The 11631-nt window shown below is 57.7% G+C and carries 15 protein-coding genes; 14 read left to right on the forward strand and 1 reads right to left on the reverse strand.

Going from position 1 to position 11631, the window contains the following annotated elements; translation table 11 throughout:
- The first annotated feature begins 3 nt into the window (after window positions 1-3).
- From WDZ78_RS02100 to WDZ78_RS02120, 5 genes are all read left to right on the forward strand, one after another.
- Complete coding sequence (locus WDZ78_RS02100) at window positions 4-606, forward strand: hypothetical protein (protein WP_425672196.1); 603 nt, start codon at window positions 4-6, stop codon at window positions 604-606.
- A gap of 113 nt (window positions 607-719) precedes the next feature.
- Window positions 720-2183 carry a phage tail sheath C-terminal domain-containing protein gene (locus WDZ78_RS02105; RefSeq protein ID WP_425672197.1) on the forward strand — a complete coding sequence of 488 codons (1464 nt, stop codon included), beginning with the start codon at window positions 720-722 and terminating at the stop codon, window positions 2181-2183.
- 13 nt (window positions 2184-2196) lie between these two features.
- On the forward strand, window positions 2197-2709 hold the full coding sequence (locus WDZ78_RS02110; RefSeq protein ID WP_072495471.1) for a phage major tail tube protein: 513 nt from the start codon (window positions 2197-2199) through the stop codon (window positions 2707-2709).
- A 76-nt stretch (window positions 2710-2785) separates the two neighbouring features.
- Window positions 2786-3061, forward strand: coding sequence for a phage tail assembly protein (locus tag WDZ78_RS02115; protein WP_425672198.1), 276 nt, complete (start codon window positions 2786-2788; stop codon window positions 3059-3061).
- Window positions 3062-3183: 122 nt separating this feature from the next.
- Window positions 3184-5331 (forward strand): phage tail tape measure protein, encoded by a 2148-nt coding sequence (locus WDZ78_RS02120; protein ID WP_425672199.1) that lies wholly within the window; start codon window positions 3184-3186, stop codon window positions 5329-5331.
- Here the strand turns inward: WDZ78_RS02120 and WDZ78_RS02125 are convergent.
- Entirely contained in the window at window positions 5328-5651 is a 324-nt protein-coding gene (locus tag WDZ78_RS02125) for a signal recognition particle (RefSeq protein ID WP_313594170.1), read from the reverse strand. The two genes, WDZ78_RS02120 and WDZ78_RS02125, sit on opposite strands and share 4 nt — an antisense overlap.
- A gap of 43 nt (window positions 5652-5694) precedes the next feature.
- On the opposite strand from WDZ78_RS02125, the gene WDZ78_RS02130 reads away from it, so the two are divergent.
- The 9 genes from WDZ78_RS02130 to WDZ78_RS02170 all read left to right on the forward strand — a co-directional run bounded on the left by WDZ78_RS02130 (window position 5695) and on the right by WDZ78_RS02170 (window position 11487).
- Window positions 5695-6159 (forward strand): phage tail protein, encoded by a 465-nt coding sequence (locus WDZ78_RS02130; RefSeq protein ID WP_425672200.1) that lies wholly within the window; start codon window positions 5695-5697, stop codon window positions 6157-6159.
- 6 nt (window positions 6160-6165) lie between these two features.
- Entirely contained in the window at window positions 6166-6378 is a 213-nt protein-coding gene (locus WDZ78_RS02135) for a tail protein X (protein WP_425672201.1), read from the forward strand.
- Between the two features lie 3 nt (window positions 6379-6381).
- On the forward strand, window positions 6382-7539 hold the full coding sequence (locus WDZ78_RS02140) for a phage late control D family protein (RefSeq protein WP_112356831.1): 1158 nt from the start codon (window positions 6382-6384) through the stop codon (window positions 7537-7539).
- A 382-nt stretch (window positions 7540-7921) separates the two neighbouring features.
- On the forward strand, window positions 7922-8392 hold the full coding sequence (locus tag WDZ78_RS02145; protein ID WP_112356832.1) for a hypothetical protein: 471 nt from the start codon (window positions 7922-7924) through the stop codon (window positions 8390-8392).
- A 3-nt stretch (window positions 8393-8395) separates the two neighbouring features.
- The gene (locus WDZ78_RS02150) at window positions 8396-9166 is read left to right on the forward strand and encodes a hypothetical protein (protein WP_162697131.1); all 771 of its coding nucleotides are present in this window, start codon (window positions 8396-8398) and stop codon (window positions 9164-9166) included.
- A 790-nt stretch (window positions 9167-9956) separates the two neighbouring features.
- Entirely contained in the window at window positions 9957-10790 is an 834-nt protein-coding gene (locus WDZ78_RS02155; RefSeq protein WP_425672202.1) for a glycoside hydrolase family 19 protein, read from the forward strand.
- On the forward strand, window positions 10787-11035 hold the full coding sequence (locus WDZ78_RS02160; RefSeq protein WP_162697132.1) for a hypothetical protein: 249 nt from the start codon (window positions 10787-10789) through the stop codon (window positions 11033-11035). The genes WDZ78_RS02155 and WDZ78_RS02160 overlap by 4 nt, the downstream gene beginning before the upstream one ends.
- A complete protein-coding gene (locus WDZ78_RS02165; protein WP_112356871.1) occupies window positions 10968-11162 on the forward strand; it encodes a hypothetical protein in 195 nt (64 codons plus the stop codon). The genes WDZ78_RS02160 and WDZ78_RS02165 overlap by 68 nt, the downstream gene beginning before the upstream one ends.
- Window position 11163: 1 nt before the next feature.
- Window positions 11164-11487, forward strand: coding sequence for a phage holin family protein (locus WDZ78_RS02170; protein ID WP_112356836.1), 324 nt, complete (start codon window positions 11164-11166; stop codon window positions 11485-11487).
- Window positions 11488-11631 lie beyond the last annotated feature (144 nt).

Consider the following 11631-nt stretch of genomic DNA (forward strand, 5'->3'; position numbering starts at 1 on the left):
AACATGCTTTCTCACGATGAACTGACGCTCTGCATCAAGCAGCAGCATCCGGATGCGAAACACATGGTGGACTTCTTTGTCGCCATGCCTGTTGACGCATCCACGGGCCAGCAAGCCGGGCAGGCTTTCATAGCAGAATGGAATTTGGACGCCGCTCGACCGACGCCCGAAGAAATCGACGGCTATGAAACAGTCTACGCCGAAGTTCTGGCAACGTTTCGCCAGCCAAATCCCTACGCGGTCGATGTCGAGCGTGACCGCCGCATTGATGCGGGTTTCGTTTTCGATGGCGTGCATTATCAGTCACGCCCGGAAGACCGCGAGAACATTGCTGGCGCGAAAGCGGCGGCGACCGACGCAATCACGATCTACGGCGCGCAGTCCGGCAACCTTGCTTGGCAACGCCTTCTTGATCCAAATGCGCCACCGGAGTTCCACTGGATTGCAGCGGACAACTCGACGCATGCAATGGACGCTCAGACCGCTATGCGGTTCGGCTACGCGGCCTTGAACCACAAACAGGCCCATATCTTCGCGGCGCGCGCGCTGAAAGATATGTCCCCGATCCCTGCGGATTTCACCACCAATCCGGCCTACTGGCCGTGATGCCTCTCACATTTTGACGCTTCGTCTCGCCATGCGTGGCGGGGCGCTTCCTCCTGTCTGGCATTGAGCTGGAACCCTTCCTCACAGTCTGAAACTTTTAAAGGAGTCTATAAATGGCTGACCTGGCCTATGCGCATGGCGTGACCTTGGTTGAAAGCGCGGTGACGCCGTCGCTTCTTCGTGTTCAGCGCCAAGGCATTACGTTCGTCAACGGCACTGCACCTGATGCTGATCCGGCTGCGTTCCCGCTGAACTATCCGACGCTCGTCACCTCCCTGACGCAAGCGGCTGGCCTCGGTGCTGACGGCACCTTGCTCGAAGACGTAACAACGGTTTTCGGCGAGGGCGGATCGTGGTGCATCATCAACCGCGTCGAGCACAGTGCCGATCCCGCAGAGCTGCAAGCGAACCTCATCGGCGATCCGGTCGCCCGTACCGGCCTTTATGCAGCTCTGCGGGCCAAGGGTCTGACGGGCTATCAGCCGCGCGTCATCATCACGGCCGGCAATACCGGCGCTTGGGTGGAAGCCGGCGTCGTGTCGATTTCGGTTGTTGCTGAAGGCTCCAAGCTGACCGAGCCGCCAATCGTCACAGCGACGGGCGGCGGTAATGATCAGGGCAAAGAACTGCCGACGCTCGAAGCGGTCATGGGTGAAGGCACCAACTCGGATAAGGTTGTGGCCGTCCGCGTCGTCCTGCCCGGCAAGAAGCTTTCGGAGCCACCCGTCATCACCTTCGAAGGCGGTGGCGTTGATGCCGCCAAGGTACTACCGGAGGCGACGGCCAATGTCGGTGACGTTGCGAACCCATTCGTTTCGGCGCTGAACACCATCACCCCGAAAATTCGCGCTCGTGCCTATATCAGCGGCCCGAACACGACCAGTACCGAAGCCTTGCGTTTCCGTCGCACCATCAACGGCGGTCGCATTCTGGTTATCGATCCAAAGGTCATCAAGAACGTGAACGGCGTTCCGGTGACAAAGCCGGTCGCAGCGGTCTTTGCTGGCGTGCGCGCCCGCGTTGTTGCTGGTGATGAGGGGGTGTCGGGTTCCGTTTCGAACAAGATCATCCGCACCATTGATGGCGTTGCCCGTACGATTACGTATCCGGATGATGCCAACTACCTGAACGAAAATCAGGTGGCGACCATCATCAACGAACGTGGCGGCTTCCGCACCTGGGGTAGCCGTCTCGCGACGGATGATCCTCTTTGGCAGTTCGACAGCGTCCGCGCCACGGCCGACATGGTCAACGAAGCGTTGGAAGATATCTACTTCCTGTACGTGGATCGCAAGTTCTCGAAAGCCAACATGAAGATGATGATCGAGGACGGTAATGCTGCTGGCCGCGCTTTCATAAACAACGGAGACATCCTCGGTTTCCGTTGCTGGTTCTCGACGCAGAACGATCCGACCTTGATGGCAAACGGCAAGCTCTTCCTCGATGTCGAGTTCGAGCCTGTTGCCATCATGGAGCAAATCCACATCACCACTCACCGCAACATTCTCTACTACCGGCTCCTGCTGGATGAAGTGAATGGGCTTATCGAAACCGGCCCGCTTGCGGTTGCCGCATAAGGAGTAGCCAGACATGGCAGAAAAAACCCTTCCCCGTTACATCCTTCGCGACTGCATGCTGTGGGCAGACCGCGAAAGCCAGCTCGGCCAGATCGGCGAAATCACGCCGCCCGTGCCGGAAGCCAAGCGCGAGGGGATGCGCAACGCCGGCATGATCAAGGAACGCAACGTGCACCTTGGTTACAATGCGCTGGAATTCAGCTTCAAGATGCCGGGCCTTGACCCGCAAATCTTGAAGCTCTTCGGCCTGAAGCCCGGCGCTGACACGCCTTTCCTCGTTACCGGCGCGCACGTCGATGAAGATGGCACCACGCACAGCGCCGTCATGTCCATTCGCGGCAAGCTCTACAAGCCCGATCCGGGCACCTGGAAGGGTGGCGATCTGGCTGCAAACGACTACGCCGTGGACGTGAATTACTACAAGCTCGAAATCGACGGCGAGGAAATCTACGAAATGGATGATTTCGAATTCAAAGTCGGTGGCGTCTCGCAAAACGCCGACATTCGTACCGCGCTCTTGCTCTAAGGGCGCGTCACTCCCCTCCCGAATTTCTCCTTTCATTCGGCCCGCTTCGTGCGGGCCATTTCTTTGAGGTTCTACCATGACCGAGACTGTAACCGTTGCCCTCGCAAAGCCCGTCACCAATGGCGACACCACAATTTCCGAACTGACCTTCCGCGAGCCGACAGTGGGTGATCTGATCATCGGCGACCAGATGACCGGGCAACTTTCCAAGATGACCGCAATCCTCGCCTCGATCTCTGACACGCCCCTGCCGGCGTTCAAGAAGATCAGCGCGAATGACTTTTCCAAGATCGTCACCGCGACGGCCGGCCTCTTGGGAAACGACAAGAAGAAGGACACGACTGGCGGCTAATCGCCGTCTTCGTCTCCGAACGTCACTCCACATCGCTTGAAGCAATCGAGCGATGGTCTCCTAAAAAGCTGCTGGCCTACTTCGAAAAGTCCTGTGAGCTTTCCAAGATCATGAGGCAATAAATGTCTGTCGTGCAAAGCACCCTGCGCATCTCCCTTCTGGAAGATGTCGTCGCAAAATCTGCGCCTATCTTCCGCACTCTCGACCGGCTGCAAGGCCAGCAGATGAAAGCGTTCGCGCCGATGCGGGGGCTGATCGGGCAGGCCGTCGCGCTGGGTGCCGGCTACCTCGGCGCGACCGAAGGAATGTCGGCGACGGCCGGCGCTGCCATCGAATTCGAAACCGCTTTCGCTGACGTGAAAAAGGTTGTCGAGGCGACCGACGAACAGTTTGAAAACATGCGCCGCAGCATCCGGCGCATGTCTGGCGAAATCCCTCTGGCCGCAACCGACATTGCAGCCCTGTTTGCGGCGGCCGGCGAGTCTGGCGTGGCGACTGAGGATCTACAGAGTTTCGCCGAAATGGCCGCCCGTGTCGGCGTTGCCTTCGACATGACGGCGGCCGACGCCGGCGAAAGCCTCGCCAAGCTCAAAACCCAGCTCGGTTTGAACGTCGCCGAAACGGGCGATATGGCCGACGCCATCAACCATCTGTCAAACAACATGGCGTCCAAGGCCAAGGACGTCACCGAATTCATGCTGCGCGTTGGCGCCATCGGTGAGATGAGCGGCTTCGTGAAGGAAGACGTCGCGGCCATGGGTAGCGCCATGATCGCGGCCGGCTCTGATGCCAGCACGGCCGGCACGGCGATGAAGAACGTTATCCGCGCTCTGGCACGGGGCGACTTTGCAAAGAAGTCGCAGCGTGACGCGGCAAAAGCCCTCGGCCTGCATTTGCCCACCATCGCAAAGGACATGCAGAAAGATGCCAAGGGCACCATGCGCAAGGTTCTGACGGCCATTGCCAAGGCTCCTAAGCATCAACAGACTTCGCTCCTGTCCGAATTCTTCGGTGATGAAGCCAGCGCCTTCATGCCGCTGGTCGGCAATATCCAGTTGCTGGACAAGGCGCTCGCATCCGTGGCCGACCGGACCAAATATTCCGGATCGGCTTTCGCAGAGTACGTTCAGCGCGCAAACACCACGCGCAACGTTCTCGATCTCTTGGGCAACAAGATTTCGAACAAGTTCGCGGAAATGGGCGACAATATGTTGCCAGCGATCCGCGAAGGTGCTGAAGCCATTGGCTATGTAATTGATACCCTTGGAAGCCGTGTAACCATCTTTGATAAGTTGGAGGCTTCAATGCGGGGCTTCATGCAGGGCCTTGGCTACGAAGGTGGGGTGCGCGAACTGACGGAAGACTTGGGCGATTTGCTCTTCGGAAAAATCGATCCAAACGCGGCAGATCGGATCGGCAGCATCTTTGTGCAGGCCAAGGAATGGGGAGCTTCCATCCGGGAATTAAATGACGCAATCAAGGATAACCCGCTTGCCAAATTCCTTGCGGAAATGTCCGGCTACGGCTTTCAGCTCTTTTTGTATGCCTCGGGCATTGCGATGCTGGCCGGCACAGTTCGCAAGCTGGCTGGGGCTTTGATGCTTCTTTCAGGTGCGAGCACTGCGCTTTCGATCCTGAAGACGATAGGGACTTTGAGCGAGTTTCCGGGGCTGGGCGGCGACGTTGGAAAGCCGGGCGGGAAAACCCCGAAAGGCGGCGGCAATGTGCCTGAAGTTCTGCCCTGGTATAGCCAGGCAGGCCAGTGGCTGAAGGGTTTCGGGTCGCAGCTCGGCTTTGGCCTGTCCGTTCAGAGTTTGGGCGACACCCCCGGCGATACGTTTCAGGACCAAGTCAACAACCAGCAAAAATACAAGGAAGCCCTTCAAAAGCTTTTCGGCCTCAACAAGGATGCTTCTGGTGTTTCTGGCTGGGACAGCTTCTGGTTCGGCGATGCTGCCAAACCGGATTTCAACTTTCGGGAACACGCGGGAATTTCCAGCGTGGGTGGATCGGCGGGCAACGCAACAGCGGCGGCAAGCGCCTCCGGTCAGCCGGTTTTGGCTCGCATTGACGCTGGCTCGATTGCCGAAATGGTCAAGCCTAGCGGCACGCAGGATGTCAGGGTTACAAACCGTGAGCCTGTCACGGTGACCGTCCACAACCAGTTCAGCATCACGGGTGTTTCCGATCCGCAGACTGCCGGCAATGCTGCCGCCTCGCAAATTGGCGAAAAGGTGCGGCAGAATGTTGAAAGCGCCTTCAGCGACTAGCGGATGAAAGCGTTTGCCTTGGCGGTCCTGCGTATCTGTGTGCAATGGGCTGCTTTGGCAGATGCTGTCATGCCCTTTTGGGCTGATTGTTTTCCGGCCGTCATCAACTGCAACAGAGAAGCAAAGCCCATGTCGTCGGCCGACACATTCTTCTCGATGTAAGCAGCGATCATCTCTTGATCATAGGTTAGGCCGCAAAAGTCTTCGGCGGCCAAAACCGTTCCGAGCTGAAGTGCAATGTCGCTCGAATCCTTTTTGGGTGCGGCAAGCGCGACGGTCCCGAAAATCAGCAGCGGTGCAAGTATCAGCGTTGGCTTCACCGCTGTTCCCCCTCTTATTCATCATGCGTCGCAGAGGTAAAATATGTCCGGTTACACGTCAATGATGCTCGGCGACTTTGCTTTCGAGGCGCTGGGCTTCGGCTATCAAGGTGTCAAACGCTCCCTGAATACCCAATGGACTGAAGTGGCGGTGGGGCAAACCCTCAATCCCCAGCAATGGACCGGCCCAACGTCAGACGAAATCACCATCGCCGGCGTGATCTTCACCGAAGAATTCGGCGGACAATCGCAGCTCGATGGGATCGCCGCTGAAGCGCTCGCCGGCGTGCCCATGATGCTGGTGACGGGTGATGCCGTCGAGGGCGTCATCCAAGGTGTCTTCACGGTGCAGGGTATTGAGGAAGACAAGTCGCTTCACAACGCGCGCGGCGTGGCCGCGCGCAACGCCTACACCATCAAGCTCAAGCGCCAGGCGGACACAACGCCCCTGTCCGGTGGCTCCATTATGGATCGCGCCACAAGCTTTCTTTCCAATCTCTTCCGGTGATTTGCCATGTCGAACACATACATCACGCGGCAGGGTGAAACCGTCGATCTCGCTTGCCTTGCGCACTACGGCCGAACAGAAAAAGTCGTCGAGGCCGTTCTTGAAGCAAATCCCGGCCTCGCGGCGCTTGGCGTAGTGCTGCCGATCGGCACCACGATCATCATGCCAGCCATGCCGTCCACCACGACGCAACCGCCTCTTGTCAGCCTTTGGGATTGAGCCATGCATCCACGCGTCGAAGTCACCATTGACGGCCAGCCCGTGGCCGGCACCTTCTATGAGCGCCTGAAGTCCATCACAGTGACCGATAAAGAGGGTTTGAAATCCGATACGGTCGATATCGAACTGAACGATGGCTCGCCCGATTTTCTGGCCCTGCCCCGCAAGGGTGCCATCATTGCGGTCCGGATGGGTTACGGCCAGAACCTTGGCTCGCTCGGCACCTTCACGGCCGACAAGATCAACGGTTCTTGCCTGCCCTATGGCCTGTCGATTTCCGGAAAAGCCGTGGATTTCCGAAGTGGCAAGCTGAAGGAACGGCAAGAGCGGGCGTGGGACAAGAAGTCTCTTGGCGATATCGTCTCACAGATCGCCGGCGAAAGCGGTCTGACGCCGGCTGTTGATTCCGATCTGGCGAAGTTCGTTTACGACTGGATCGGCCAGCAGGACGAAAGCAATCTGCATTTCCTGCGACGGCTCGCCCAGCGCCATAACGGGCTGTTCTCGATCAAGCAGGGCAGGTTGCTGTTCTCGAAGCTGGGTTCGGGCAGATCGGCGAGCGGCAACAATATCGGTAGTGTCATTGTCACCCCTGAAATGGTGCAGCTCGGTAGTCTGAAATTCGATATCGGCGACCGCACCAAATACAGCAAGGTCGTTGCCTACTATCAGGACAGCGACAAGGCGCAGCGCGTCGAAATCGAAGCAGACGCGGATGCGGACGGCGAAAGCGTCTACCGCATTCCTGAGCCGTTTTCATCGCCGGATGAAGCGGACAAGGCAGCACAGGCGAAAGCCAAAAGCCTGAAGCGTGGCGAGGGCAGCACATCGGTCACTGTGATCGGTGACACCTTGATCTGCGCGGGTGCGCCGCTGCTTTACGCCGGCATCCGGCCAGGCCTCGATGGCGTACCCTACATCATCGACACGGCCACGCACAAATACGTCGCCAAAGGCACTTTCACCACCGATATTTCCGGCAAGCTCTACGATGGCAAATCATCGACGGAAGGTGATGATGACGAGGGCGGCGGTTCCTTACGCGGCTCGAAGGGCGGGGCGGAAGACGGCGGCAAGGTCGCGCCGAACAGCGCACCTGGTACACCCGCAACGCCGGCACGCTTTCTGACGCCTCGGCTGGGGCGCACAGACGAAAACTAAATGGAATCGGTTTAGGCTGAGGGCGAAATGACACCGTAAGCCGCCGCTCCGCTGTCCCAATTGAATCCTTTTGAATTTTGGTGCCGGAAAGCCTTGGTCTCATGAGCTGATTGCCGTCGCAAACAGGTTTTAGTTCATTTGTTACAGGTCGCATTTAGTATCGTTGCGCCAAAGGAGACATGAACTGTTTCGAAGTCGACGGCTGTGATGGGGCCGTCTGCAGACTGGCGGATTTCGATCAGCGGAATTGGAAATGCGGTCGTTCGCCGAGATACTTGCGGGTTGACGATTTGCCGGATCACAGGAAGATGGAACATATATTGACCCCCTTGACCGTTCGAAATAGTCACGCAACTATGCCGCTTGGGATTGTGGGGGTATCATGACGAACAGGATTCATATCGACGCGCCTGCCGGCGTAGTCGAGATCGAAGGTGAGAAGGATTTCGTTGAGGGCCTTCTCGGAAAACTATTCCCTCTGATTGAGGAAGTGGGGTTCGGAAGTCGTCCAAAAAGCGCGGTCGGCACTGATCCAATCGCTGAACCGGCAAGCGATGTCGATGATGAGGTATCAACCGATGCGACAGAGACATCTAAGAAGCGCGTCCGAAAGTCGGTTAAGCAGCCTCCTGCTGGTCAATCGTGTCCAGCTCGAATCCAAGTTCTGAAAGAAGAAGGATTCTTCAGGGAACATCGCTCTCCAGCAGATATCGTAGAAGCTCTGAAGGCCAAAGGTTGGACGCACAACCTAAATCAAGTCGGGGCTGCCACGAGTCAAATGTTCGGTAAGGGCACCATCCAGCGGACAAAGGTTGGAAAAGGACCTTGGCAGTATTTTTGGGATCGTGGGTGACATTTGACCCTCCCTAGCCTCAAAGCTGCCCTCAGCACCATTCCTGTTGGATTGAGCGATCCATTGATCGAGGAGTTCGAGCAAGCCCTCGACGAATACCGCGCAGCAGATTGGGAGAAGGTTGGCCTTAAAGCAGGAAAATTCTGCGAGGTCGCGTATTGTATATGTGCAGGTCATGCGACCGGAACCTATGCCACAAGCCCGTCGAAGCCGGGCAATTTCCCGCAGGCATGCCGCGATTTAGAACAGTACAACGCTGCAAAAGGGCGCTCGCTTTGCATGCAGGTGCCGAAGGCATTAGCAGCGCTGTATGAGCTTCGGAATAACAGAGCGATTGGCCATGTCTCTGCCGAGATTAGCCCCAACCACATGGACGCAGAGTTTTTCCTGCGCGGTATGAAGTGGGTGATGGGCGAACTGGTTCGCAATTATTCGCAGCTCCCGCTGGGAGATTCACACGCTGTTGTCGAAGCGGTCACTGCTAGAACTTTTCACATCGTTTGGTCGAGTGGCAATATTCGGCGCGTGCTCGAACCAGCAAAAACGTCGGGTCAGAAGGTACTGATCCTTCTCTATGCTGAAAGCAAACCCGTTTCGGCGGCGCAGCTGCAGGCTTGGGTCGAGTATAAGAACGGAACCGATTTCAAACGCAAAGTGCTGAAGGATCTGCACAAGAAGGCGTTGATCCATTTTGACGAGAAAGCGGCCACTGTCCAAATATTGCCGACCGGACAGGCGCATGTGGAGAAGTCCGGCCTGCTTGTTACGAAGTGACCACAGGCTAGGCACTCGCGAGCACCTGGCCAGCAACGTAGGGATGGTGCCGAAGCGGCGTCATTAGGGGGCTGCGATCATGGTCGGCAGCAGGCAGGTTCGGGTCACGCTGAACAAGGATGAATAGCTGAGATGAAGGCGTTGGCCGCTTTCTGCCGAGGCTCGGTCTGCTGCCCCACTCGGCGGGAGGCCACAGCTTCTATGATCTTTTTATGCTTCGGGAGTTCCAACGCATCCTCTAGGGCGACCCCGAGGTACTGGACCGTGTTATCGCTGATGTCCGCCGCTGGCACAAACGTACCGCCCCGCCCGATCGACCCATGTGGGTTATCGGGGGGGCTCGGTTTGGCTATGCCGTACGGCAAAGACTGCGCAAAGATGCTCCCTCGCAGTCGCCTGTTAATGACCGGTTTGGGCGGATACTGTTGAAAAACTCGCGCCAGTGGATGCCAAGGCCAGATTACTACTCGTCGATCCGTACGCGGGCTCCTTCGATCAAGATATGACGACCCTGCAACTCGACAAAGCGCCAATTTCGCTCTCAGCCTGAACCGACCCCTAAATAACTAATCGGCGGCGCAACGCGTCGGCCTTTCCTGTCTGGTCGCATAGTGTGACTTGGCAATGCCCGGCCTCGCCGAGCGCTTGAACCACAAGGTTCACTTCCGCCCCATGCCTTCGGGCTGACCTCATCAAAATCGGAGTTATCTTTATGGATGCGACAACATTCTTCGCATATACGAGGCGCGCGCCTTTTGGCGGTCGTCTTTCGCAGGGCCAGATTGACGGCATGAATGCTCTTTTCCGGTGCTGGCGTTCCCACAAGATTCCCGGCTCGGATACTAACCGCCTCCTCGCGTACATCCTGGCATCGGTGTTTCACGAGACGGGCGGTCGCATGCTGCCGGTGCGCGAGACGCTTGCATCAACCGACGCCGGCGCAATCACCGCGCTGGACAAGGCTTTCAAGGCCGGCAACCTCGGACAGGTTAAGACCCCATACTGGCGGAAGGGTAAGTACGGCAAAGCTTATTTCGGCCGTGGCGGTATTCAGATTACCCACGAGGAAAACTACGAGAAGCTGGGCAAGCGGATCGGCGCTGATCTGGTCGGCAATCCAGCCCTCGCTCTAGATCTTGATATAAGTGCCGAGATTACGATTGTTGGCATGCTGGAAGGCCTGTTTACCGGCCGGAAGCTCACCGAGTTTTTCAACCTCAAGAACGATGATCCTATCGGCGCTCGGGCAGTCGTGAATGGGACCGACAAGGCGAAGCTTATCGCCGGCTATTACAAGTCCTTCCTTGATGCATTGGAGGCGGCCGCCCTCGCCCGTTTCAAAGGCCAGCCGGCCGATGTTGCTGCGCTCGATGCCCAGCCGGATAACGTGCCGGTGGCGCAAAGTCGTTCGCTCTGGACGATCATCGGCAGCTTCTTCGGCGCTATAGGCCTTGGCGCGGTGGGTGACGCGAAAGGCTTTGTCGATAGCGGCGCAACGCTGGTCGGCGCGATCTCCAACCCTTGGTCGTTCGGCAGTCTGGTTTTCATCATCGTGGCGGCCGGCGTGCTGTTCTGGCTGATCGGTTCCGGCCGCATCACGATCAACCGGAGCAAGACGACATGATTGCCCGCCTTGGTCCTTATCTCGCTCTTGTTGCGGCGGCGGTGGGTTTCATCGCCGCCTTTATTTTAATCGTGGACCGTAACGCCGTGGATCGCGTGCGGGCCAGCATCGAAAGGCAAAACAATGCGTCGGGTGATTTATCGGATCGCGACCGCAGCGGCTTTAGCGATTGTCTCGATGGGGGCGGCGTGTGGCACTACGGAACCCGCAAATGTGTCCGGCCTGCGCCGGGTGGTCGGCACTGACCTTATCGGCGCGCGCGGCGCGACACCTCAAGATCAACGGAAGATCGATTTAACCGTGGTCGGCATCTGCGCCGTTGACGGCATCTGGACACGCGCGGAATGCGCAAAACACGGGAACGGAAAGTGACATGCCGGAAAAATACACCTCTCTTTATGAGGTTTTAAGCACATGGTTCGGCGGGGCATTCGCCACGCTGTTCGTCGCCTTCCTCGGCCGAGCCATGTGGCACGGCAACGAGGCGCGCAAGGGTCGACGCAGGTTCTTCGGCCCGGAGCTGATCTGGGAAATCCCGGTGGCCTTCGGCATGGCGTTTATAGGTGAGGGTGTCGCCTCGTATTTCGTGGTTCCTCAGCCAGCGTCAACGGGCCTGATTGCAGTCTTGGCCTACCTCGGGCCCCGTGGCACCGAGGTTCTCTTGCAGAAATGGATCAGCCACAAGCGGGCTGCTTGACGCATGCCGTTCGGTTAAATCCGGACGGCATTTTGGCGCCGTTGTCTCCAAAAAAAGAGGCGAACATCTATCTCGCAGTTCCCTTCCTCGCTTGCTTATCTTGGTAGCTTCCTCACCGGTCAAACTGTGACAACGGCCTCTGGA

The organism is Agrobacterium sp. M50-1 (assembly GCF_049843495.1).
Taxonomy (GTDB): Bacteria; Pseudomonadota; Alphaproteobacteria; order Rhizobiales; family Rhizobiaceae; genus Agrobacterium; species Agrobacterium radiobacter.